The sequence below is a fragment of the Paenibacillus sp. Aloe-11 genome (genome assembly GCF_000245715.1).
Taxonomy (GTDB): domain Bacteria; phylum Bacillota; class Bacilli; order Paenibacillales; family Paenibacillaceae; genus Paenibacillus; species Paenibacillus kribbensis.
In genome coordinates, this window is record NZ_JH601050.1 from 339,356 (window position 1) to 364,067 (window position 24,712).

Sequence of the window (24,712 nt, forward strand, 5' to 3'; positions counted from 1 at the left end):
CCAAGGTACGGTTATCATATAAGCAACAGTATAGTACGGCTCAAAAAGGGAAGCACCTTTCTTGCGAATACGCGGGATAGGTGCTTTTTTTTGTGTTTTTGCGTTGTGCGGGACTGTAATCAACGATACACAGGGAGGAAAATCATGGAGATTGTATTTTTAAATCGCTTGTCCAAACGGAATGAACATGGCGATGAGAGCTTTGCCCAGGTATGGATTGGACAACATGAAGGGATATGGAGTGCTGGCTGGAGTACGCACCATGGCTTGGATGAAAGCACGGATGATCTTTGGTATGAGGGCAGCTTGTGGCAGGAATTGCTGCATGTGTACCGCCATGAGCTGGCGCTCAAGATGGCTGAGGGCTACAGACCCTTGATTCATGGGGTTTTTCATGAGCAGGAAGGAGCAGCAGGACGGGGGCAATCGCTGCAAAAGCTGTACTGCTATTGCGATTTATTTCCGCGCGACGATGTATATGAGCAATTGACAATGTGGAGACGACAAAAGGCAGCCGCCGAGCGCAAAGCTCCTTATTTTATTGCTACGAATCGGCTGCTCCGACTCATTAGCGTTTATCTTCCCCATACGGAAGAGGAATTGCTGGAGCTGCCCGGTGTGGGCCAGGGTAAGATGTCTCAATATGGAAAGGAGCTACTGGCTATTACGACACAAAATGACCGGACCACATCATTTCCGTTGAATTGGGTAACCGAGACGCTGGAAGAAGAAGTTTTTTTGTCATGGATGTACAAACAAAAACAGAACCAGTACAGACAGGAGCTGAACAAATTCAGCCTGACAAAAACGATTATTGAAGGTATTTCAGATGGTCTTTCACTGGAGCACATCGGAATGAAGGCAGGCTTGCATCGTAGAGAGATGATTGAAGCTGTGGAGCATCTGGACAGGGATGGATTTGATATGGAGAAGCTAATCCGTAAGGAACTGGTGAACGTATCCAAGGAAGAGCAGGCAGCCATCTGGTCTGCCTATGAAGAGTTGGGGGACACGCTGCTCAAGCCCGTCATGCTGCAAGTGTACGGCGAGGAAAAGGCGGCAGAAACAGGGCTGGATCAAGTTTATGAGCGTCTGCGTCTAATCCGTATCCGTTTCCGCCATCAGGGGACAGCAGATCGACATGTGGGATAACCTAATACAAAATCGGAAGCACCGATCATTCGCCGAAAGGCAAAATAGGTCAGTGCTTTTGTGAATAGAAGTAGTGATTGTGCGGGGGAAATACACAACAATACAACAAAGCAGCAGCTATATCCTGATCGGATACGGCTGCTGCCTTGGCTACTCCTTTTTCCTTTCAAACCCAGTCCATCTTGCGGAAAATAAAGAACATACTCACGCCCAGCGCCACCATAACACCAATAACAACGAAATAGCCATAATGTGTATGGAGCTCAGGCATATTGTCGAAGTTCATTCCATATATTCCGGTAATCACCGTCAATGGCATGAATATAGTCGTAATTGCTGTAAACACGCGCATAATATCATTGGCACGGTTGGCAATACTAGATTGATAAGCTTCTCGAAGGTTACCCATCAAGTCGCGGTAAGTTTCGAAAGTCTCCGAAATTTTCACAGCATTTTCATAAATGTCGCTAAAATACTTTTGCAATTGATCGTCGATGAGGCGTAAATCCCGTTTATTCAAGGTATTAATGACCTCTTTTTGCGGTCCCAGCACCTTTTTCAGCCACAAAATCTCACTGCGCAAGCCGATGATCTCATTCAAATGCGACTTTTTCGTATGCATTAGAATATCTTCTTCCAGCTTTTCAATGCGGACCTCAATCCGGTCACCAACCAGAAAATAATTATCGACGATCAAGTCGATCAGCAGATACATAAAACGATCCGGCTGACTTACTTCCTGCTCCCAAAGCAAAGGCTTAAGAGTGCGAAGCTCGTTGATTTTTTGCTTGGTCACCGTAATGATAAAATGACGACCGAGAAAAATGTTCAAAGCACGCAAAAATATTTCTTCATCATCAAAACGAATACTGTTTACAACGATAAAATAATGGCTTTCGTAAATTTCAATCTTCGGACGCTGCTCTTCTTCGCTCAAACAGTCCTCTACCGCAAGATCATGCATGGAGAATAAAGGCTGGAGCACTGCCAGATCTTCAACATCGGCATCAATCCAGTAAAAGCCTTCTGCCGGTGCAGTAAGCGCCATTTCAATTTCTTCGACAGGGGTAAAAACCCCGTTGTTTACCAAACGGATTTTCATATATGTCACTCCTTATGCTCCGTCGCAACGGAAATACGTGTACCTTAAGCATAAGGAATGGACTCAGTTAGCCGGTTAGCCGGTTCGGATAAGCGAGCATTCCCATTAAAAGCCGAAGGCTTTTGGAGCATGCAGAGCCTGGCGTCCCGTCTTTCGGCAAGCTAAAGTCATTCCTATGCTGTTGTTCAGGGATCGCCGCCTATTCGGACTCGGGTCGCCTTCCATTCCGGATTCACCTCACAAATGTTCATTTTAGGTTGTCACAATAACGCAGAAAGCACTCAAAATCTGCACTGTTGCACCATTATTTTGCCTATTAGCACTTGTATAGTATAACGCTCGGCCTACGGCCTTTCAAGCGCAAAATCATGGCTGAATCAACAGTAGTGACAAGAGCTTCAGCGATAAGAGGGGGATGGTTTAACCTATGGAAAAGGTAGACAAAATGTGAATGGAGGACACGAATTTACAAGTCCATCTTGACGAAGCTCAGCCGATGCATTAAAGTGTTTAAAAAGAACATTGTAAACCTAAAAGAATATAGCGAAATCTTATCAAGAGCACATAAGATGCTTTTATTATAGCCTTCTCAAAAAATCCTTATGTATCAATGGTTTTGCTTGTTATTTCTTCTAAACTTCAACTGGTTGGTCACACTTCTGGTCACGCAATTCTTGTTCAATTTCTACTGGTTCTGATTCTTCTTTTTTACTCAACAAACTGCTCAATCCTTGTGTTGCATCAGATTGCATATTCATAAGCAAATGTGAATAAGTGTCTAATGTTATGACTACACTACTATGCCCCAATCTTTCAGAAACTACCTTTGGATGTACACCAATGGATAACATTAATGAAGCTGATGTATGCCTGAGATCATGAAATCGAATGTGTGGTAGTTCTAATTCTTTTATCTTCCTTCGCATCATCTTTGTTAAGGTATCAGGAAAGACTGGCTTACCAATGTTAGTACAACACACTAAATCATTGTCTATATACATTTCTCCAGCTAGTTCCTTTTCCATAAGAACTCTTTCATGTTGTTTCTGTAACACTTCAATTACCTCATCTGAAACAGCAATTGGACGAACTCCTGAAGAAGTTTTTGCTCCCTGCTTAATGCCCTTCCCATCATGCTCCAATGTTTGGGTCACCATGATTATTTTATTCTGATAATCAACATTGCTCCAAGGAAGTCCAAGTATTTCACCTTGCCTCATCCCTGTGTGTATAGCTAGAAAGAAAGCAACATAATGACGATTATATTCGAAACTGCTCAAAAACTTCTGTATCTGTTCAATATTCCATATGGTCAATTTTCTTTTTGCTATTTTGGGTCGATCTACTTTTTCAGCAGGATTGTTTTTTATCAATTCATTTTTAACAGCGTAATTTAATGCGGTAACAACAACATTGTAGATACGTTGAACTGTTGAATCAGAAAGAGGCTTATTGTTCTGCGGACTCTTCTTCGTCTTTAGATAATTCACTAATCCTTTGATATCCTTTGAAGTCAACTCTCCAAATGTCTTATTTTTTAAAAAAGGTTCAATGTGATTATGAATATAGGATATATATGAATCTGCGGTAAGCCGTGTCATATGTTTATTCTGAACTTTCTCTACTATCCACACATCCAACATATAATCTGTAAACTTTATCTTGCTTGGTTCAATATACTCGTCCTTGTTCACCTGATTCAATAAATCGGTCAATGCATCCTGAGCATCTTTCTTTTTTTTAAATCCTCGCTCCTTTTTCTGTTTTCGTGGTTCCCCTTTCTTCCCAACGTCCACAACGAAATAATACGTTCCAGTTTTCTTATCAAGTTTTACAGATCCTATTGCCATATGTAGCCTCCTAATATTTTCTTTATTTTATTTTGGGTAATAATTAAATATATCATATTAAATTAGATGTGTAAATAGTTTGTTTTGATATGAGAATATTGAATGAGATAAGCTCAAAGGAGAGCGTTAAGCCAACGCAGATTATAGTTACTGGGGTTTTGAGACTTCCCTATTCATAACGTGAATAACAGCTTTAGAACGAACGTGAGAGCGTCTAAGGAGTATGTCATTGTAAAGTGTAAGGAATCAAAAAATTTATACTCGAACGTGTGCTGATGTATGGTATATTGTTCCTATTATTAAAGGTTTATTTCATTAAAAATGGGAGCGATGGTCGTGGGCAGAAGTCAACTATTAATAGATTTGGTGAGTAACAATTCTGACCTTGAAAACATACTTTTAAGACTGAAAATTATACTCTCAGATTTAGGTGATCAGCGAATTATTAGTTGGATAAAAGGTGAACTTGAAGGATATTCCATTGAAGAGGGCGTTGAGAGTTTTCCACCTTATAGAATATTAAAAGGGAATCCTATTGGAACATTTGTAGTAAATGGAACAACAAAGTATCGCAATCAGCAGGTTCCATTAGAAGCTTTGATAAAAGACAAAGAACTGATAAATGATATTACTGTATATTATAGTCGTGATAATATTAGAACTATTCAACATATTCTGGGTGGTGAGAACAGAGATAAATATGCTAAACAAATATCGACCTCATTTTGTCATAGTATCTCAAGATATGATCTTCAGCTTTTGACAATGAATGTTATGATACCATCCAATCAACTTGAGGAAATCGTTTCTCATGTGAAGTCAAAACTGGTTGAGATTATAATGGAATTGGAAAAACAGTTTAAAAACTTAGATGACTTAGATATTCGGTCTCAGATTGAAACAAATCATACTAAGAAAGAGCAAGTTACGATTAATATAGAAAAGATCATATATGAAGGTTCAATTGAAATTGGAGATAACAACAAAATCAAAGACTCTGGTATCGGTAAGTTTTTTAGGAGGTAAGAAATAATGAATATTAAAATCGGCGATAACAACAAGATTAAAAACTCTTCAATTGGTCATCAAGTTAAATTAAATACGGATGAAAACAATAAAAACGATCATAAGCCAAATTCATTTGCTCAAAGGCATCCAATTCTTATGTCTATAATTATTTCAATTTCCGTTGGATTTATTTTGTTATTCTCCTTTTGGAAAAATATTATTAATTTCATCGAGAGCTTATTTTGATTCTTTTAATTGAAATAACTATTCCATAAGGAGTTGTTGACAATGAAAGATGTACCATTTGGTTATGAACTTAACGAAGAAGGAAAATTGGTTGCACATCCATTTGAATCTAAAGTTGTTAAGTTGAATTTTACCCTAAGCCAGTTTGGACTAAACGAAGAAGAAATAGTTGGCCTCTTTACTAAACATTCTCTCCCAAGAAGAGGGCAAAACTATGACGGATTTGTTTTTGAAGATAAACTGTACGATATATTTTTGGACGCTCATCGATTGCAGATGGACAAGGTTGAAGAACTGGCAATAGGAATTAGAGAGGGATTGGAGCAGAATAAAAATAGATTGGTTAATCAACATATTTCTGACCTTTTGAATATGGTTGAACTGAATAGATAGATAACTATTTCATAAGGAGGTTTTGTTTATGCTGTGTGAGCTGTGTAATTCTGAAATGTATCAAGGGAAACTAGGAGAAAAGCTATGGATATGCACTAATAGTGATTGTGAAAGATCAGATCCGCTATGGTTAAATTCAAAAGAGAAAGAGATCAAATGCAGAATTGAAGCTATAAATCAAAAGATTTCAGATTTGTCTTCGTTTAATGGTGGATCAATAAGAATGTATGCTAGTCGTTGGGTTGGTGAAGGGAGTTTTGATGTTAGATTTGATTCTGGTGAAGAAGTACAATGTCATATTATTGATGGAATAGTAAATCCTGACAATGATAAGATTACATCGGAGATGCAAAATCGTTTTTTCAAACTTATTTAATTGCGGAAAGAAATGGCAGATACCCTATTCTAAAAATTATCATCATCAAATGACTGTTTTACTATACTAATTTGAAATGGAGTGTTAGATGTGGAGAAAGATAATAGAGACTTGGAAAAAATCATTTCCTTGTTTGAGACACAATCTGTAGAAAAGGCCAATGAGTATATCAGTGAAGGTTGGGTTTTACTTAATATCCATACGACCGACTACGGACATCCCGTGGAACGTCACCAAAACACTGTTTTTACTCTAGGTTGGAATGGCGAAAAAGGTGAAGTGAAGGTGCCGAAGAATCCTTTTGATTAATCATTCTGGCGTAGCAGGGAATTGAGGATTAACGCAATAAAATGGGCATTTCAGGGGGGCATTCGAAGTGAGTTTTGTATCTATAATAGCAAACGAAAAACTATGTTGTATAATGTCTGATGGTAGACTAACAAACAGATCTACTGGCGAAATTGCACGGGAAGACTTAAAGAAATACGATATGTACAACAATAATACTTCTTTTATAGCATCAACAGGAACAAAAGGAGTATCAGATTATATACTTAAAAATGTGAAAATTGAATCAAATAATTATGATGAATGGATTGACACATTCGAGAAACTTTATGATGATCCTGGACTAAGCCTCATTTTTAAGTTACATCCTCAGAGTAGACTTCAATTAACATTCGGTGGTTTAAATCACAAAAATCAAATTGAGCTTTATTCTTTCAATTACACTGGAAGAACAATAAAAAAACACAAAGTGTCCAAGGAAGAATATCTATTGCTATTATTGGGTGAGGAGGAATATTTCGATGGTCCATGTGACATATATAAAAGAGAATTGGAAAACAAAGAAAATATAACTGCGTCTGACCTAATTAGTGTGCAAAAACTAATGAATAATCATGTGGCTGATTTAACTCCTCATGTAAATAAAAATACCTATCGCCTAGTTATCAAAAAGCAATAAATGGCATGTATTGAAGGAAGGCGATGCGACTATGACAAATAAGGTCAACCTTTATGTGGATGACCTCAGAGACTGTCCAGATGGCTTTGTGGTCGCTCGTACATACTATGAAGCAATACAATCCTTGAAACCAGAAGTGTCGGCATTCTTACGTTAGACCATGATTTAGGCGAAGATGTTGATGGCAAAGAGCTGCCTAACGGATATGACTTGGTGAAGTATTTTTGTGAGCATGGATTGAGGGTTGATAAGATCTATTTACATACAGATAACCCCGTGGGACGCAAGAATATGTATGAGACTTTATTGGCAGCTCAACGGAGAGGGTTTATCGATGAGGATATCGAGGTATACCATTACCCTATAACGGTGAACAAGTATTCGGGTTAAAATAAGGAGGGCTTATAATGTCTAAAGTTGATCAATTATCAGTAAGAGCAAAAGCAAGCCTATCACATTACATGGATGCATATATTCGTGAAAGATTGGGTTTCCTCCAAGGTGATTTCAGTGATTCTGATATCGATGCAATCTATACCAGAATCATATGGAGGTATAAAAATATCACCCCCAGAAAAGACTCAGATTACATTGCCGAAATCAAAGAACAGATCAACAACTCAAATGAATTCAATATTGAATTGAAAGAGCATATTGTTTCTTGGGTAGAAAACAGACCCACTACTGAGAGACATGATTACTATAAATCATTGTGTTTACAGTATGGTTTGCATGAAAAACAAATGATTCGCCCAGAACACTTAGAGGGCAGAATAGCTAAGATAATTAAAACTAATGGCGCCAGTCAGAATTATCGATGAAAGGCATGTTTCAAATGTTCTGTAACAATACAACCACTCAAGTTTGTATAAAACACCAATTTCACCATCCAGTTGCCCTCATATTGACGGTGACTGGATTTTTTGTATAAGTGGATAAAATTATAGCAATTTAGATAGATTGAATATTTTTATAGAGATACTATTGGTGATTAGAAAACTCGGAATCAACAGAATAATCAATCATGGAAAAGATAGAATGGCTATGTTTTAGCTCGAAAATGCATTTGTTTTGGGTTAAGTCATTGAATGTTATGCTGCCCGGCATGAGTAGATGTGAGAATTGCACAACGGCAGGTAGCATGATGTCAGTAATTTTCAAAATATTTGTCCATTATTGAAGAGGTGATTGAATGCAAAATTGATGATGGACAGTCCAACTTGTTTATTAGTTGGACTGTTTAGTTACACTAATCTTAGCTTTGCACGTCAATTTGATTTATAATTGTTTCAAATGACGACTTTCTTTGAGCTTCAATTTCATCTAATTTTGAATCAAATAGTTGCACCTGTTTATCTCGTTGCTCTGTTGTTACTCTAAGACTTTCCTCCATCTGTTTTAAAGATGCATTATCTGAAGGTACACCTTGTGCTTGAAGATTACTTATTCCCGTATTTAGTGTTGTAATAGTTGATTCATATGGAGTTATACTCGCAGATTTCATGGCAGAGACACCACTCTTTATACAATTGAAAAGGTCTGTATGTGCTGGTTCAACTTCTTTAATGATTAAGTCCCTAATTTGAGCTTTAACATCTTGATTTTTTTTAGAATATTTTTCATTTAGTTCTTCTGATTTTTTCTTTGTTTCAGCGCTTATTTGAGAAATGCTAACCATTTCAATTTCTGGAATAGATAATACAAATTTCTGCAATTGGGTACCGAAAACAGGAATTCCCATAATTATATCTTGTTGTTTCATTGTTACAGATGGGATTCCCAAAGTAATTTTATGTTCTTGTTGAAAGGTTTCCGGAACACTAATAATAATATCTTTCATTTCTGTATGACATGAAAAACCTCTACATACAACAGTTGGATATTCACCGACTTTTTTGTCCACCATTTTAACTGAGGGTGTATAAAAAACTATATCTTTGTTTTCCATTTTAAACTCAGGTAAATGAAGACTTCCTATTACTTGATCTTCAAGTTTAACTGTAGGAATATGAAAGCTGAATTCTTTGTCCGTCCAGTTAAATTTAATGTCTATGCCTATTTTGTTCTCCTCACCGCTGGGCATGTCCTTTTTAAGGTTTTCAGTATCAGCTTTTGCTTCATTTTCTATACCTTGAATTATTTCTGTTGCTCGATCTTCAATGCTGGATGTGACTTCGGATAGCTTAGCGTTTTCGGTTGGACAAGAGATAGTTGACATTGTACCTCATTCCTTTCACGTGAAAATTTTTGTTGCGTTAATAGGTTGATTATTCAGCAGTATAATTATTCTTTCATTTTATGGATTTATATACAAAAAAAGGTTATTATGAAGATGTGATTCAATGCTTTATGTACTGTCGGTATTATTTTTCTGTTTTCATATTTAGATGCAGTGTTCAATACAGATCCTCATGTTATATTTCATTCAATACCAAATTTCAAAACTTCGTGACTACAAATAAGCCTAGACGTACTATCTAGGCTCTTTGCTGTGTCTATCTATGTTGGTAATAATTTTAGTATGCTGTAGGTTATTCTTCTGTTTCCTCTGATATATCAAACAACTCCCCTAAACTGATACCTAAATATCCACAAATGTTAGCCATCATTGAAGCAGAAAGGCGAGAGTTATCTAAACCTTGATTATTTACTAATTTATAAATTGTTCCGATTCTTTCGCCAGTCTCCTTCGATAATTTATAAGGTGTAATGTCTTTTTCCTTAAGTACTTTATCTAGATTACATGTAAGTGTGAATTTTGTCCTCATTATTTCCTCCTAAATATACTTAAACAAAACTATTGACATCAAATGTCTATAGTCGTATATTGTCTATATAGTCATTAAATGATTATGATTACTGAATGATTATAGCACTGCTGAGAAGGATATCACAGTACTTTCTTTAGCTTTGCTATTGCCATTTTATCAATTTCTCAAGGAGGAAGATACCCAATGTCCAAAAAAGCTAATGAGATAACCATCATCGACATTGTACGCATGAATCAAGTTTGGGAATCAGAAGAAGACGCTGAAAAGGAACTACACTATTACCATATCACCGATGCTCTCAACCGCAAATGGCAGACGATTGGTCTCAGCGTATCAGACGCTATCCAAGTATTTGAGCATGGTAACGATGGGGTATGGACTCGTATTATCGAGCCAGCGCCGTACAATCCTGATCTAACCGTCAACGATCTAATCAGTATGCTCAATATTTCCCCTGAAGCTTGGCGAATCCGCAATGACATGCAAATCATCTTGAACACTGTTGAACGCCGTAATGAGTATGTAAATCGTATCATCAATGTAAATCGTGAAAGTAGATTTCTTTTACTCCATCAAATGAAGGACGAATATTTTCAAAACGATCAACTTACAGATGAACAGTTTATGCAATTGTACGCTGCGAATCCCGTAGAAGCTCTGTCCATGTATTTTCTTGAATCCATTGATATCATCGCATATTGGGAATGGCGTGACGCTGGAGGTACATGTGAGAAGGCTATCCAGTACAAACGTGAGGAACCATTGTTGCCCTTTATTCAGGCTATTGAACATACAGAGGATGAAGCTATGGATATTGTTTCAGGCTACTAATGTGTCACGTGACACAACTATAAAACGAATGGGGAAGATACATATGACAATTACATTGAATAACCAAGAGGTGGTCAATCTGACCACTACTGAAATTCCGTATCACGCTGACCTGACCATTGAAAAACTCTGCTATTTCCTTGATATCTCATCAAAGGCAGAAATCCTTATTACTGAAATGAAATTCATGCTCAATACAGTTGAACGTATGAACGAATTTCTTCAACGCTCAACTTTTGCTAATCACCCATTGTATTTACTGGTACAGATGCGTAAAGAAGATATCGACGCTTACGGTTACACTGTCAAGGCAACTTTTGTTTATGATTATTATCGTAACAAGAAAGCTGCATTTGAAAAGTTGTTTCAAGAACCTGCACATGAATGGAAAATGGATAGATACGAAACTGATGATCCTGAGCTCATCTATGACACATATTTAAAACTAGGCAAATACTCACACATGACGGAAGTCGCAATGTTCGCTTAATCCAATAATACATAGCAGGATGGAGACAACCTCATAATCATTTACAGAATAATCTGTCCTGTTATTTCATGTAACAATGTTTAATGACATTAAGTAGGCTTCGATAACCTTTTTAGGGCTTTTAACAGCTATGGCAATCAAATGTAAAAGAGTCATTTTATCATCATAATCAACACTGTAACGTTGACAATACATTCTATCATTCTAAATAAAGGAGCAATCAGCATGTATAGATGTGGACGACTCATAAAGGGTAAGCTTTTCCTGCAAACTTGGGATGGTCAGTTAATCAGTCTGAAAGTGCTGGCTCAGGCCAATAGGTAGGTGCATGAAAAAGGAAGCTGAAACAAGAAAAAATATGCATACAGGAGTCATGGAGGACATGATTTCAAATCACCCCCCTTTGATATGGAGTAAGCGCCTAGCAATAGGCGTTTTTTTGTTACTATAGACCTATCACCTAAGACATGGTAAAATATTGGTATAATCTGAGAGGTGAAATACAGCTATTGTTCCGTTGTTTGAAATGTGGACAAGGTTACAGTGAAGGTGCTACTCATTGTACAAAATGTGGTAACTTATTATATGATCGGCGAAATGATACAATAGGTTATGAAAAACCTAAATTGAGTTTAGATAGAAAATTTATTCTCAAACTGATTTTATTATTAGCATTTATTCTTTTTATAATGGGTATCTTCTCGTTTATTTCTTCATGCATTAATAATAACGCACCTGAACCAAAATCTATTGATCAAATGACGAACAAAGAGTTAAATCAGTTTATGGAATGGAAAAAGGAACAAGAACAGAAAGAATATAATAGTTCTTCAATAAAAACATCTAAATAGATTTCAACGCGTAGCATAATATTATGAATCCTTTCTCTCTATCTAATCAATATGTTATAATATTCCTTGGTAACAGAATGGCTTAGATGGGCGGTCGGCTAGTCTCCTGCAAAGGAGGTGATGCCTGTGGAGGTATATCAAGCATTGACGCTTATGATTTCATTTGCGACTTTGATTGTGCTCATACCTCTTTCCACAACAAAAAGTAGACCGCCCGTGACAAGGTAATGGTCTACTTTTTGCCCGTTAATATTTGTCTCAGCCACCGCCCTTATAAGCGGTTGTTGCCAAAAGAGTAGGGATGCTTCAACATCTCTGCTCTTCTTTATTATATACTTCTTGACTTTATTTTATCACAGGTTTATCAGCATTTACAATGCGGAAAAGAGGATAAATGGATAACAGCTATAATTTTTCTGATTTAAAGAAACAACCTAAAATTAGCTGAAAGGATGTTACAGGTGGTGAAGCTATTAAGACAAATAAGATGTGCAGTAAGAAAAAAAACATGTGAATGTTTTGACAAAGAGATTAAACAAGTCAGCGCGAAAATATGTGATAAGAATTTTTCGATAAGCAAAGTAAAAGAAGAAACTGCTCAAATCAATAATGTTTTGCTCAATATTACAACATTGACTGATTTGATGAGAGTCAGGACTGATATTGATATTCCAGACAACTATAAATTGTTTGTTAGTGATAGACCTTGTTCGTTAGATCCCTCAAATTGTAAAGAGTATTATAGATCTATTAAAAAAGAGAATGTTAAATTACGAAATATATATTCAAATACGTGCAAAGATTTAAAGGGTTTAGCGGATATACAATCCGATATTAAACGGCTATATCGCTTTAAAACAGAAGAAAATTTCAATAACTATTTTTTTCAATTAGGTCGTGATAAAAAAGATAAGCTAATTTGTATAACATTTGATATGAATTCCTTTGATATTAATTATACGCCTACTCTTTTTCTGTCATACGGTCGGGTAAAAGAGACACATTCAAGAATGTATCTTAAATATTTAAATAGCGGTAAACTTGAAATTATTGATTTCTTTTCAGTAAAAAAGAGAATTGGACATGGTTCATTGATGCTACAATCATTAATAAGTTTAGTTCCCTTGCTGAATAGAAAAATAGATTCTCTGAATAATGAGTTATTTATAGAATTGAATCGTAACAAGAACCTTCCATGGGAACAATTTGAAAGGAGCTACAGTTATGGTCATTCAATTACAGAAATTTACGGAACAATATATCCAGAAGGGGAAATTACAAGGGAAGTATTGACCCATTTTTACAATTCAAATGGATTTATTGAAAATGGAAGGTTGGTCAGAAAAATTTGATTCAACTAAAACTATGATTTTATAAGGTGTATGAAGAAATCTAGATAGTGGAGGATTAATAATGGAATTTATAACCAAATATTTGCCTTTAGTCGGAGTTGGATCTATAGTCGCACTAGCCATACTAATTTTCAAAGGTATTGCGTTAATTAACTCAACTCCTCTTGAAAAGCTATTGTACAAGAGCAACAAAAAATATATGGTAACACCACTGTCAATTGCTCTAACTGTCGCCGCTACTGCTGCACTAATTGTAATCATGGTTTTTTTTACAGGTGATATCAAAACTATAAAAGATTTGAAGGTTACAGTATTAGGATCTTCAATTCTTAGCTTATTATTATGCTTAATTGTTTATGTGTTTATATATTTTGTAGCAAAGAAGATAGGAAGAGTATACTATTTCACAGATAACATAAACGGTACAGATATTGAGCTTTACTTATTGAAAACTACAGATGAGGGCTATATTTTATTGTCTGATAAACCAGACATTTATTCTAGGGATGGATTTAAAATATTAAAGAAACAAGAAGACATACTCAATAAGAAGATTTATTCAAAGCCAATCAATTCATAGCATTGGGGACGTTAATCTAATGTATATTAACTCAAACCAACATCACACAATGATCTACACGCTAAACAGCGGTATTAAAGGAACTGTCAATCTATCCAGCAAGCAAATAAAGGACTGGATAGAGTCATATCGTGTAGGAAGTAAATATGTAACAACAGTAGGCAAAGAACATTTTGGATTGAATCCTGAGCTTGTAGCAGACTTTAAGGTACATAATGAATTTAGTGAGCAGAGGAAACATGTAGCAGCAATACAGCCTACAGCAGCAAGTAAGGCCAATGAACAGTTAGCAGATGCATACAGCCAGCATAAGACATTGATTCAGGTGGAGTGCAAGTGTGGAGCTTCTTATATAGAGGAATCAGCATACAAGAGGAGTAAATGGGGCTGTAAAGAATGCGGTGAGATTGTGTTTTTGGATAGTAAAAAGGGTATGGTGGATACAGTGAAAGGTAAGGCTTGGTATATGACAAATAGGTATTTTGTTGAGAGGTGAAAGAGGCTTCTTTCATTGTGAAATAAAGCTCTACATGCAATGGATCACGGCTTTCTTCAGGTTGAGGAAACCCCAATTGGCTTTTTGCAGCTTGCCAAAACCCTTCATATCATTGAGTTTAACACTACGTTAAACTATTGGACGCTGTGTCCAACTTGAGGGTGTCACCTAGTGTCACCAAGTGACACGATTACCTGTCATTGAAATTTCAAGAGCAGATAAATACCAAAACGCAAAGTTGCCCTGTGGGAATCCATAATTGTGACTCCTGAAAGTTCAGTCGTGAGAATATATGAAGCTAAAACTCGGTTAAACCGAGTTATATATTGAAATTGATTCAGTATTAGTTTAACGGGAACGAAATTTCGTTCTCCCTGTATGGCTTAGATGGAAGCTGAAGGGGGATCGGTAATTTCGCCGAGTCCTAAGTTTAACTTAGTGCCAAAGTAAAATTATTTGACTTTGCCTCTTTGTCATTGAATAGGCAATGATTTTCTATCCTCTTATCATATTGATTACTTCCACTTTAATACTGAATCAATTTCAGCATTAGGCTACTAAGTTAAGCTTAGAAGGTGAACAGGTAAATCACCGTTGAGTACCAATTTGGTATGGGAAATTATTAGCCATATAAAAGATGAGCAAAACGGTTAAACCGAGTTACAAACAAATAGCTGGTCAATCAGTTTTTGAGATTGGGCGACGATTGAAGTATGTGAAAGAGAATGACTTAGCTCATGGTGAGTGGGAAAAGTGGTTAAAGACAGTTGATTTTACTCCAAGAACAGCACAAAGAATGATTAAAGCATTCGAACAGTTCGGAAATGCGACGACGTCGTCGCTTTTGGCAAACAGTAAGATATTCGAGATGTTATCTCTACCCGAATCCATTGATCGTCTGGAGTTTGTTGAACAAGAGCATACTGTTCCATCGACTGGTGACAGCAAGACAGTGGAGGAGATAACTGTACGTGAGTGAGATTTGCGTTTCTTCTATTATATATGAGATGAACCAACTTGATAGAGTGAAAATTGATGAAAAAACATGAAAATATGTCATCCATTCCGCTAATCGTGTTACGATTGACGATACGTGTTTGCTGTGTGTAAAAGTATAGAGAAATAAATGGTTTTATAAAATTAAGTTTTTCATAATTTAATTCATAAAAACTTAAATATCCCTTGGTATATCAAGCTTTTTTGAACATTTTTCTCCGATACCTACGATTGAAACCACGATGCAAAGCAATTCTTCATAAATCCCTTTATTTATCTATATTTTCACTATTTCTTCAATATGGTAAGATTTAAATATATTCAGGCATAATTTTGAACCACAATGACTCAGAAAGCTATATGTAATAAGGAGTTTTTGAACATATGGTCAAGTTTGACGATTGAGCTTCGATAAGGGTGTCGATGCGGCTTAGCCTAATGCCTCATCAAAGTGGGCGACATCCCTCATATGGTTGACACAGCGTCAACTTGACTGGTTAACGTACATATCACACGACTTCGATATTTTCTATGCTGTCAATGGGTTGTACGCTGCGTAAAATTTTTCTTGCTTATATCAGTGTTAACCGTCTTGAATTTCAAGATGGTTATTTCTGAGTGATCATTGTCCGGGCAAAAACATTGTATAGTAAATAATTTTCATCAATTCTAGTAATGCCACATAACAACAATTATGTTGCAAAATGAATAGGATAATAGTATAATTAGACTATATAATGCAACATAATTTATATGAAATCTACTTAAATTGAATGCAACATAATTGTATGGGAGTGGTGAAGATGATCCAAGCTTTTGAGGAATACTTACGGCAGGATGAAAAAAGTTTGAATACAATTAAAAGTTACATACTTAATGTAAGTGGGTTTATGAAATGGTTTGATGAGAGCAAAGGAATAGAGTTCAAGAAGCTGCATAGAGAGAATGTGAAGGATTACATAAGCTATCTCAAAACAGTCAAGAAGCTCGCACCTGTTTCCATCAATGCTAAAATCAGCGCACTTATCAAGTTTAACGACTACTTGGTTGAATCAGGAGTACAGACAGAGGTTGCGATTAATAAAAAGGACATGTTAAAGATTCAACGTCAATATGCTTCACTGGCTACTGTTGGACTTGCTGACGTTGAGAAGTTCAGACAATTGGTGCTGGAACATGAGTCAAAACGTAACTATGCTATCGTGTCATTGATGGCCTATTGTGGATTACGGATTAGTGAAGCGCTAAATATCCGTATGACTGATTTTAATTTGACTTCAAGAGAGTTAATTGTATCTGAAGGTAAAGGAAAGAAGACTAGAACTGTGTTTATGGGAGACAAGGCGAGGACAGCTATACAAAGTTGGATTAAAGATCGCTCAGACAAAGGTATTATAAGTGATTATCTGTTCCCAAGTAACAGAGGAGGTAAATTAGATAGAACTGTAATCAATAAGCTTTTCAATAAATATTCAGCTATTGTAGGAAAGGAAATAACTCCTCACGATTTGAGGCATTTCTTCTGCTCTTATGCATTAGAAAATGATATGTCAGTCCATGAAGTAGCGAATCAAGCAGGGCATAGTAACATTCATACCACACTCTTATACGCTAACCCTACAAAACAAAAGATGATTGAGAAGATGAACAGACTCTAAATTCACATGTGTTCAAGCCTAGTGTAAGCGCACTGGGTTTATTTGTCATTTAATAGCCATATATTGGTGTATGATTTAAATAAGGGGGGATATTTTACACCCAAACGACACCTATTTTTACCGAATTATGCTGTAGCACATCCATCTCCACACTCAAGTTATATGAGCGAACGATTCAAGCATTTGAACAGTTTGGAAAATCGGAATCGTCTCCGAATTTGGGGACTGGTAAAATATTTGAAATGTTGTCTTTACCTGAATCTGTTGGCTCTATTGATACCGATACGCAAAATTTTGCGGAACGGGGGGTGGTAAAAATCAATTGACCACTTAACTTCTACAGATATACCCCTAGCACTTCCACTCCCCGACTCAGTCTAATTTTTGACTCGATGCCATCCTGAATATCATGAAGGTTGCTTATATGTCATACATCCATTCTAAGCTCTATTCATAGATTAATTTACAATGAAATATGAACATTACTATTCAATCAGATAACTTTGTATTAGATGAGTTGTATTCTGATTTTCCCAATAAACTATACATAAGCAAAATGATGATACTCTTAATCATAAAATCATCCTAAACTATCCCAAAAGGTATCTGGAACTCAAATATGAAAGGTATATGATTTTGTTCCAAAAGATGGTACAATCATGAGCGATAAAACAAATGTATTTTACTACTTATTTCACAATTACATAATTTTTTTAACTATGCATTATATAACGATTTCACGCTGAAAGGGTGTTTTATCCATGAAAATCGCACCTACGATTCGGACAGAAATTGAAAAGTATCTAAAACAGAAGGGCATGAGTATGACCGAGTTTGGGCATATCATTGGTTTGAATGTAGGTACAATTAGCGGTATCATCACAGGCAATCGTTCTTTATCTGTTAATCAACTGGATCGTATTACGATGGGCATGAATTTACCACCGGATTATTTTTATGAGCGATTTGTTGAAGAGTGCGTTGAAGAATCACCACTTAACTGGCGGAGAGTAAAACCTTTCGTATATCGTTGTGTTGAATTAGGGCGACTGGATTGCTTACAACGTGCTGTAAGTATGTTTCTGGATAATCCGATATACAGCCCTTCGCTCTTTGGACTAGCCGAGGACTTGTTCCGCAAAGGGTATCGGGACGCAGCAGCTTACCTTTATGAAAACGCGGCGGAGAGTGAAAGAAAGCAGCATTCAGAACGGCTAGCTTTATGTCAATATCGGTTGTTCAGCATCCGTATAGGGGAAGACCAGGCTCAAAATCTTCAAGCAACTGCGGTATTTGAAGCTTTTGTAGAGCGCCTAGATGAAATAGATCAGCTTGACGCATTGAAGGATTTGGCAAACGTGTATAGGTCTTTGCGTAAATGGGACAAGGTTGATGAAATAGCAAGGAAAATGAGAGGAAAAGCGGAAGTCCAATATTCAATGAAGCATCAGCAAAAGAATCGAAAGAACAGGGAGCATGAAAAGGTAACCAGGGGGCCGTTATTTGGATACATTGCTTATGCTGATCTGTTATGTGCAAGTGTCTCTGAAGCTCAAGGCGATTATCAACAAGCTCTACAATATACATACGCCTACGCTAATTTAGATTGGGTCAAAGAGACGGATGAGGATACTTTACACTGGATAAAACTGTTTCAAGATTGGGCGGATTGTAATATTTACGTTAATAAGCTCCTGTCTGGAGATACAAGTGTGCTTTCAGATTATATTGAATACATTGCTGCATCAAAAGTCGATAAAGAAATGGTTACTAAGCTATTGAACGTAATGTTTGCTGCTAACCGATTTCAGTTAGATGTTAATCACGTACTAGAGCGTTTTGAAACGCTTATTGACTCCTTTGTCAAACTAGGACAGCCATCATCTGACATGTATACTAAGCAAGTCATACCAGAGCAGCTTGCCCGATTTGAATACGAGTTAGCTTATTATTATTTGTATCGGTCAATGTATAACGATGGCTTTAAATACTTGATGTATGCAATGCTAAAGTCACATATAATAAATAATGAAACTTACTTTATAAACTGTATGGGTCTGTTTTTACATTTTCAGGATTATGCTGCTCCAGAAACTAAAACAGGATTTCTAAAACTTATTGAAAAGGTGTGGTTAAAAAATGTTGAAAAAAATGTTGAAAAACATGGTACTGCTGATCGCCGCAGCTAGTTTTTTGTTTATTGTTACCGTGCCTGTTCAGTCGCATAGTCACATCCAACTTCATGATCAAGTTGGGGGATTTTAAACGTAAGTAAAAGCGGAACAAAAAAGAGTTAAAAATGCACTCCTAAAATGGCTCTAATTACGAACCAACAGGTCACCACGGGGGAATTTAATCATTCCTAATGTGGACAATGGGAAAAAGGCAGAGCATTAAATAATTAATTTAAGAAGAGGTTAGATGAGATTTCCCGTCTAGCCTTTTTGTTATGTATGGAGTTGGAGAGGATTTATGGGATTGAAAATGGGGCAACAGAGGGAATCAGTATTCACCAAAAGAGGTAAAGTCAAATAATTTTACTTTGGCAAAAACGTAGGAGGATATTGAAAATGAATCACTACTAAAAAAACATAGACAAATATATCCATACACTTTACAATCTATTTATGGATAAAATTCACATGGAATTATATGAGTTTTAGTCCGAAAAAATATAAAGGGAGATGTATTCATGGTTAAAAAGTTTTTCTCAATTGCATTGTTTTTGGTGTTATTTTTAACATTAACACCGCAGCTATCATCAACCTCTTATGCAGCCAGTGCTGTGGAAGAAGTACCTCAACTGACATTATCGTCACATGATGCTAGTGTTACAGATGTTACATATAATGCTCTTGTTGAAACAATGGCTGTTAGGGCCACATATCCAAATGGTCTTACTGTTCAAGGTGGAGATGTGTTAGTTACAAATAATACATCGAGTTCTGGATTAACGGGACATGCTGGTATTGTTACAGATGCTAATGGATATATCGCTTCTATAGCAGGATATGGGGCACACCCAGAATTAACATCTCTTTCTGCTTGGTTTAGAAAAAACCCCAATACAGTAGTTGTCCGTAATAGCGATGCTTCTCTGGCGCATTCAGCCGGATCATGGGCAAAAAGCTATGTTGCTCAGCATTCAAATGCAAAATACGGACTTCTTAATAATATGCTCAATTTAGAAGAAGTTTATTGCTCTAAAATTCCTTGGCTTGCCTATTATTCTTTTGGATTGAATGCACGTCACGTTAATACTGTAGGTAATGGTTATAACATACTTCCATATGATTGGAAGAGTCTTGGAGAGACAGGAAAACAAGGTTTCTTCATAGCTGCTAGCTTTGGAAATTGGTAATATTCTTGTTCTTGCAACAATCTTGTTAAAAAGAAACAGCGTGTACCGATTTTAAAAAAAAGGGTACACGCTGTTTCTATTATTTAACCTAATTGTTGAAAGTGCTATCCATATGTTTACCTTCCACGTTCGTTGTACCAACAAGCTTAAATTTTCCATTAACTTTGGCATAAGTGTAATTTACATTCGGCTCATCTTTGAACTTTACAACAGCTTGATATTCTTTGTACTTAAAAGAATAAACTCCATCAATTTCCTGAAAATCTTCAGCTTTGTAAGAACGTTCTGTCATTAGGTATGTTTTAACTTCTGTTGCAGCATCGCTTTTTTTATTAGGGGAACCATTAAAAAAATAATAGATAAAGCCTACAATCAAAACCAAGAGAAGTATTCCTATTATAAAAAATAAACGTTTTTTGCTCAAATAATTCACCTCCATTACAAACATTATCAATCTATTATATACCAAACTTTATTCTGTAATAATTATACACTAATAGAAATCAATACGAAACATTATTTGGAATTATTTTATCGTGGTATCAGTTTTCCAATTTTGAGGTAAGTTTGAATATCTCGAAGTGAAAAACTTTTAACAATTACTATAATGAAAAGCGGCTGAATGAATAACATCAATTCACTCTACGAAATAGAGGCTCAAATTTTTTCTTCATTATATATATTTCTGATATTCACATGCCGATGCACACACACAGTTTCTAATTGTGTAAAATCAGATTATTTTCAATTTACTGTTGACAGATATATTCCCTTGATATACTATGGGTATATCAACCAAAGCGTGACAGGCTTCAGTTGGAATCACAAAGAAAAGGAGATGAACCAGTGAGGCGAAGGTGAAACGGGATTAAAGGGAATAAAAGTTAAGTAGTTGACAATACATATTGCTTTACCACGTATACAATTAACACAGCAGATTTAAAACACAGAAGTAGACGAGATGGATACTAGATTAGATAGATGAAATTAAAATAGTTTTTAGGATTGGCAAATTTAATATTGTCTTTATTCGTTCTATCTAAAATGGACCGTTAAGTTTATTTGTTGTGCGATCTTTGAAAACTGGATATCAAAAAGACGGGAGTGGTCTATATTTCTAATGGGACAACTGTCATTCATTCGCGAAAACTATCTCTTTACCTTCAGTTAAAGGGATTTATGTTGGTTGCGATTGGTGACGATTTGAAAAGTGACAGGAATGTTTATTTGTTTTGCTCTAGTGAACGCTTACAACAGGCAATGGCAGATTATAAAACCGATCATGAGTTTCATGAGTATGCCAGCAGAATGCCAGTAAGGGGCTAAACCTATACATTCCAATCATTCTATTCCAACATTTGTTGACGTTTATGGCGAGAAGTATACAAATAAAATTTTAAATATGAAACGGAGGATATTAGAAGGTGAAACTGACCCAAATACGTTTGTAGTTATTGATTTAGAGGCTTCACTCGGTAAATCGGTGGAAACAAATAAGATTTTGAGGGAATACATAGAGTCTTATCAGTTTACAGCTATCAATTATGGGAAGCCATACAGGAGGTTTCTGTTAGTAAAGAGGTTCGCCAAGGATGTTGAAGATTCTAGTCAGTACATAGGTGAGAATATCGACAGGTTGTACCAAGGATTTGGAGATAGTAACGAACGGATTATAGGCAAAGGCCAGCATGTTATTGGAATTACTTCTGATAATTGGAGTTATTATAGGCAGAATCTTGAGGTTGTACGTGATTGTGATGTTCTCATTATTACGCATTCACGCTATAAAATGCTGTGTGAAGATGATGAATTGAGACAATCGTTCACGGAGGGCAGACATACACAAATCATAGACGAACGGATTGACTTCGATATTGTCAGTTTCAGTAGGTCAGAGTACAATGATTTATTTTCTGTTTTATCGCATACTCTTCATCCCTTGTTGTATGATGCAGTCAATAGCTTACTCAATCAGATTGATGCATGTGAGCGAATGAAGACAAGTGAAGGGAAAAAGCTCTCAAGCAGAGGAATTATAAGGTGTCATCCTAAAATGGACAGCTTGAAACCTCTCTATGAGTTGTGTAATGTCATAAACAAAAACAAAGAAGAGATTATCCGTGACAAGGGGCGTTCAGCCTATAATAATCTCAAAGGCATTGTACAAGAACTAGAATTATTTTATAAAAACACATGCTATTATAATTACCATTCGCTCAGTACATATAATAAAAAGTACAGACTGTTTTGTCTAGCCAACAACATAATACTAGACGCTAACGGACAGATTGACCATTTATATAATGTGAAAAATGGAAATATCAAATTTGTTTTAGATAAGCAGTCCAAGATTATTGACCATTCAGGCTCAACTATAACGCACATTAAATTCAGCACCAGCAAAACCAATATTCATAAGAAGCTGAACAAAGAAATTAATCAGAATGAATACTTTGAAAAGATAACAAATTTTATCAAGCGCAACTATAAACTAGGGAAGCGATATCTCATTGTGTTACATAAGGAGTTCGTGTTATCTGATAACGGTGATGAAGGTGGCTTTATTCGTCAACTCAGACAAGTTGGATTCACCGATATTGCTGTGGGCGATGAATATAATGGCGAATCTATCAGCATCAATTGGTATGGGAATCTTATTGGAAAAAATACTTGGCGTGACTTTGATTGCTGTTACTTGCTTGGAACACCTAATCAACGTTTCGAGTCCCATATCATCCATTTGTGCCAGTATGCAGATAAACACGACTGGAAAGTGTCGTTAGATATTGTAAAGAAGGATAAGACTAGAGCCTTCAAAAACAGGGATTTAGAGAAAATCAGACAGTGCGATATCATATCAGAGATGTATCAGACTGTTAAACGGGTACAGCGTAATCCTAAACCCAAAGCAGAGATATACATAGTGACCAGTAGCGGAGAAGTGTTTAATAAAGTAGCCAAGCAATTAAAGGGGATTAAGATAGCTAAGCCAATTTCATTGGTTGTAGATGATTTTGTGAGCAAGCACGAAAGTAGTGACTCAGGACTATCTAAAGAGGCAACGATGACAGAGAGGATCACGGATTGGTTGATAAGCCAGCCTGAAGGAATATATTCAAAAAAGGATATAGCCAAGGAATTCAATATAAAAAGTAGCCATTTTTCAAGATACTTCAATAAGGATTTAAGCCTAGTTCAAACGTACATAAGCACAAAACAGATTAGAATTGAATACCGTTGTATCATCAGATTGTAATGTCCAAGCTACCTTAACCATAAGATCAAAAGAATCTCCGCAAGCGCTACGCTATTGCTACGTCATCCAGTCACCAGTGACTGTCTGTAATTTAGATTCTTGAACCTGATCAGATACTAATCTATCCAATCTCCCTATATATATTATATAGAAAAGTGGTGAGATTGATAAAAAAGTGTTGATATCATTGAGTTTTTTGCACATTTGGTTTTGCAAGTTATGGCTTAAATTAGCGTGAAATAGGCTGAAACTTGCAAATCAGATGGCGAGATTGAGAAGTATACAAATGAACAATGTGGCGTATGCCATGCTGTAAATGTTAGAATACGACCCGATAAGGGGAGTTTTCTAATCGTTATAGTTGCATAAGTAGCAAATAGTTGTGGAAGCTGATTTTGATTCCTGTGTTTTGTTGTACATAAATATATATAGGAATTATAGTCATAGGCCAGATTAGTTGACAGGTGGATAACAGAATACGAACAAATACCTGGTCAAAATGGATTATTGTTGACTTGTCTTTAGTACATCCTTTTTCTGAATAATCTATAGGAAATCAAGATACTTTGCCTTGGAAGGGCATTTGTATTGGTAAGGGCAATACCTGTGAGTTAGAGATAAAAGTATAGGGATATCAGCGGCAGAATTAATTTGGTGGCCTGTCTTTACGTTTCCCATGTAGCCGCATAGACTTACCAAAGAGGCAGTTTATTGAAAGGGGGGATGCGCTTGATTTAGTGTTGGATTGTCTTCACATGAAGTAAAGCCGGAACTATATAAAATAATTCATACATAATAGGGGGACTTTAAATGAATAAAACTATCACACTGACACCAGAGGAATTTTTTTTCGCTAAAAAAAGAAAATGAATCACTTGAAAAAGTAGTTGAGGGATATGAGGATGAATATGAAGTAGTTTTAGATTTCATTCACGAACATGGACTATTTAAAGACTTCAAAGAGTATCTACAAGAT

At 36.1% G+C, this 24,712-nt stretch carries 26 protein-coding genes and 1 pseudogene; 22 read left to right on the forward strand and 5 right to left on the reverse strand.

Translation table 11 applies throughout. The features are described from left to right. Positions 1-144 precede the first annotated feature (144 nt). A complete protein-coding gene (locus WG8_RS07605) occupies positions 145-1,152 on the forward strand; it encodes an HRDC domain-containing protein (protein WP_007429555.1) in 1,008 nt (335 codons plus the stop codon). 166 nt (positions 1,153-1,318) lie between these two features. On the opposite strand, the gene corA is transcribed toward WG8_RS07605, so the two are convergent. Further along, on the reverse strand, positions 1,319-2,254 hold the full coding sequence (gene corA / locus WG8_RS07610; protein ID WP_007429556.1) for a magnesium/cobalt transporter CorA: 936 nt from the start codon (positions 2,252-2,254) through the stop codon (positions 1,319-1,321). A gap of 632 nt (positions 2,255-2,886) precedes the next feature. Beyond that, the gene (locus WG8_RS07615) at positions 2,887-4,104 is read right to left on the reverse strand and encodes a tyrosine-type recombinase/integrase (protein WP_043890864.1); all 1,218 of its coding nucleotides are present in this window, start codon (positions 4,102-4,104) and stop codon (positions 2,887-2,889) included. 336 nt (positions 4,105-4,440) lie between these two features. On the opposite strand from WG8_RS07615, the gene WG8_RS07620 reads away from it, so the two are divergent. The 8 genes and pseudogenes from WG8_RS07620 to WG8_RS07650 all read left to right on the forward strand — a co-directional run bounded on the left by WG8_RS07620 (position 4,441) and on the right by WG8_RS07650 (position 7,915). Then, a complete protein-coding gene (locus WG8_RS07620) occupies positions 4,441-5,130 on the forward strand; it encodes an AbiTii domain-containing protein (RefSeq protein WP_043890865.1) in 690 nt (229 codons plus the stop codon). A gap of 6 nt (positions 5,131-5,136) precedes the next feature. Further along, positions 5,137-5,358: a hypothetical protein gene (locus WG8_RS07625; protein ID WP_043890866.1), complete on the forward strand. Its 222-nt coding sequence runs from the start codon at positions 5,137-5,139 to the stop codon at positions 5,356-5,358. A 42-nt stretch (positions 5,359-5,400) separates the two neighbouring features. Next, the gene (locus WG8_RS07630; RefSeq protein WP_007429557.1) at positions 5,401-5,751 is read left to right on the forward strand and encodes a hypothetical protein; all 351 of its coding nucleotides are present in this window, start codon (positions 5,401-5,403) and stop codon (positions 5,749-5,751) included. A 28-nt stretch (positions 5,752-5,779) separates the two neighbouring features. Continuing rightward, positions 5,780-6,127, forward strand: coding sequence for a hypothetical protein (locus WG8_RS07635; RefSeq protein WP_052310851.1), 348 nt, complete (start codon positions 5,780-5,782; stop codon positions 6,125-6,127). Positions 6,128-6,217: 90 nt separating this feature from the next. Next, positions 6,218-6,436 carry a hypothetical protein gene (locus WG8_RS07640; protein ID WP_007429558.1) on the forward strand — a complete coding sequence of 73 codons (219 nt, stop codon included), beginning with the start codon at positions 6,218-6,220 and terminating at the stop codon, positions 6,434-6,436. Between the two features lie 67 nt (positions 6,437-6,503). Further along, positions 6,504-7,094 (forward strand): hypothetical protein, encoded by a 591-nt coding sequence (locus tag WG8_RS07645; protein WP_043890867.1) that lies wholly within the window; start codon positions 6,504-6,506, stop codon positions 7,092-7,094. Positions 7,095-7,125: 31 nt separating this feature from the next. After that, a pseudogene (locus WG8_RS28155) lies at positions 7,126-7,484 on the forward strand (cyclic-phosphate processing receiver domain-containing protein). 17 nt (positions 7,485-7,501) lie between these two features. Then, positions 7,502-7,915: a hypothetical protein gene (locus WG8_RS07650; protein ID WP_043890868.1), complete on the forward strand. Its 414-nt coding sequence runs from the start codon at positions 7,502-7,504 to the stop codon at positions 7,913-7,915. A gap of 434 nt (positions 7,916-8,349) precedes the next feature. Here WG8_RS07650 and WG8_RS07655 read toward each other — a convergent pair whose 3' ends face one another. Next, on the reverse strand, positions 8,350-9,312 hold the full coding sequence (locus WG8_RS07655) for a hypothetical protein (protein WP_043890869.1): 963 nt from the start codon (positions 9,310-9,312) through the stop codon (positions 8,350-8,352). Between the two features lie 313 nt (positions 9,313-9,625). Continuing rightward, positions 9,626-9,862 carry a helix-turn-helix domain-containing protein gene (locus WG8_RS07660; RefSeq protein ID WP_043890870.1) on the reverse strand — a complete coding sequence of 79 codons (237 nt, stop codon included), beginning with the start codon at positions 9,860-9,862 and terminating at the stop codon, positions 9,626-9,628. Positions 9,863-10,048: 186 nt separating this feature from the next. Between WG8_RS07660 and WG8_RS27355 the strand changes: the two genes are divergently transcribed. The 11 genes from WG8_RS27355 (at position 10,049) to WG8_RS07710 (ending at position 20,480) form a co-directional block, all read left to right on the forward strand. Next, complete coding sequence (locus tag WG8_RS27355) at positions 10,049-10,696, forward strand: hypothetical protein (protein WP_007429559.1); 648 nt, start codon at positions 10,049-10,051, stop codon at positions 10,694-10,696. Between the two features lie 43 nt (positions 10,697-10,739). Next, entirely contained in the window at positions 10,740-11,186 is a 447-nt protein-coding gene (locus tag WG8_RS07670; RefSeq protein WP_007429560.1) for a hypothetical protein, read from the forward strand. A gap of 509 nt (positions 11,187-11,695) precedes the next feature. Continuing rightward, the gene (locus WG8_RS07675; RefSeq protein WP_043890871.1) at positions 11,696-12,037 is read left to right on the forward strand and encodes a hypothetical protein; all 342 of its coding nucleotides are present in this window, start codon (positions 11,696-11,698) and stop codon (positions 12,035-12,037) included. A 120-nt stretch (positions 12,038-12,157) separates the two neighbouring features. After that, entirely contained in the window at positions 12,158-12,265 is a 108-nt protein-coding gene (locus WG8_RS29495; protein ID WP_442950071.1) for a putative holin-like toxin, read from the forward strand. Between the two features lie 236 nt (positions 12,266-12,501). Further along, complete coding sequence (locus WG8_RS07680; RefSeq protein ID WP_043890872.1) at positions 12,502-13,389, forward strand: hypothetical protein; 888 nt, start codon at positions 12,502-12,504, stop codon at positions 13,387-13,389. Between the two features lie 61 nt (positions 13,390-13,450). Further along, a complete protein-coding gene (locus tag WG8_RS07685; RefSeq protein WP_043890873.1) occupies positions 13,451-13,969 on the forward strand; it encodes a hypothetical protein in 519 nt (172 codons plus the stop codon). A 25-nt stretch (positions 13,970-13,994) separates the two neighbouring features. After that, on the forward strand, positions 13,995-14,465 hold the full coding sequence (locus WG8_RS07690; protein WP_198286447.1) for a hypothetical protein: 471 nt from the start codon (positions 13,995-13,997) through the stop codon (positions 14,463-14,465). 637 nt (positions 14,466-15,102) lie between these two features. Then, entirely contained in the window at positions 15,103-15,444 is a 342-nt protein-coding gene (locus WG8_RS07695; RefSeq protein ID WP_007429562.1) for a DUF3102 domain-containing protein, read from the forward strand. Between the two features lie 820 nt (positions 15,445-16,264). Further along, positions 16,265-17,119, forward strand: coding sequence for a tyrosine-type recombinase/integrase (locus WG8_RS07700; RefSeq protein WP_007429563.1), 855 nt, complete (start codon positions 16,265-16,267; stop codon positions 17,117-17,119). 761 nt (positions 17,120-17,880) lie between these two features. Further along, a complete protein-coding gene (locus tag WG8_RS07705; protein WP_007429564.1) occupies positions 17,881-19,308 on the forward strand; it encodes a helix-turn-helix domain-containing protein in 1,428 nt (475 codons plus the stop codon). 503 nt (positions 19,309-19,811) lie between these two features. Beyond that, complete coding sequence (locus WG8_RS07710) at positions 19,812-20,480, forward strand: hypothetical protein (protein WP_052310852.1); 669 nt, start codon at positions 19,812-19,814, stop codon at positions 20,478-20,480. 88 nt (positions 20,481-20,568) lie between these two features. Here the strand turns inward: WG8_RS07710 and WG8_RS07715 are convergent, their stop codons facing one another. After that, positions 20,569-20,904 carry a YfjL-like protein gene (locus WG8_RS07715; RefSeq protein WP_043890874.1) on the reverse strand — a complete coding sequence of 112 codons (336 nt, stop codon included), beginning with the start codon at positions 20,902-20,904 and terminating at the stop codon, positions 20,569-20,571. A gap of 680 nt (positions 20,905-21,584) precedes the next feature. Here WG8_RS07715 and WG8_RS29500 point away from each other — a divergent pair. Together WG8_RS29500 and WG8_RS07720 are read left to right on the forward strand one after the other, a co-directional pair. Further along, on the forward strand, positions 21,585-21,806 hold the full coding sequence (locus tag WG8_RS29500; protein ID WP_442950072.1) for a DUF5659 domain-containing protein: 222 nt from the start codon (positions 21,585-21,587) through the stop codon (positions 21,804-21,806). 76 nt (positions 21,807-21,882) lie between these two features. Further along, positions 21,883-23,736: an AraC family transcriptional regulator gene (locus tag WG8_RS07720; RefSeq protein WP_043890875.1), complete on the forward strand. Its 1,854-nt coding sequence runs from the start codon at positions 21,883-21,885 to the stop codon at positions 23,734-23,736. Positions 23,737-24,712 lie beyond the last annotated feature (976 nt).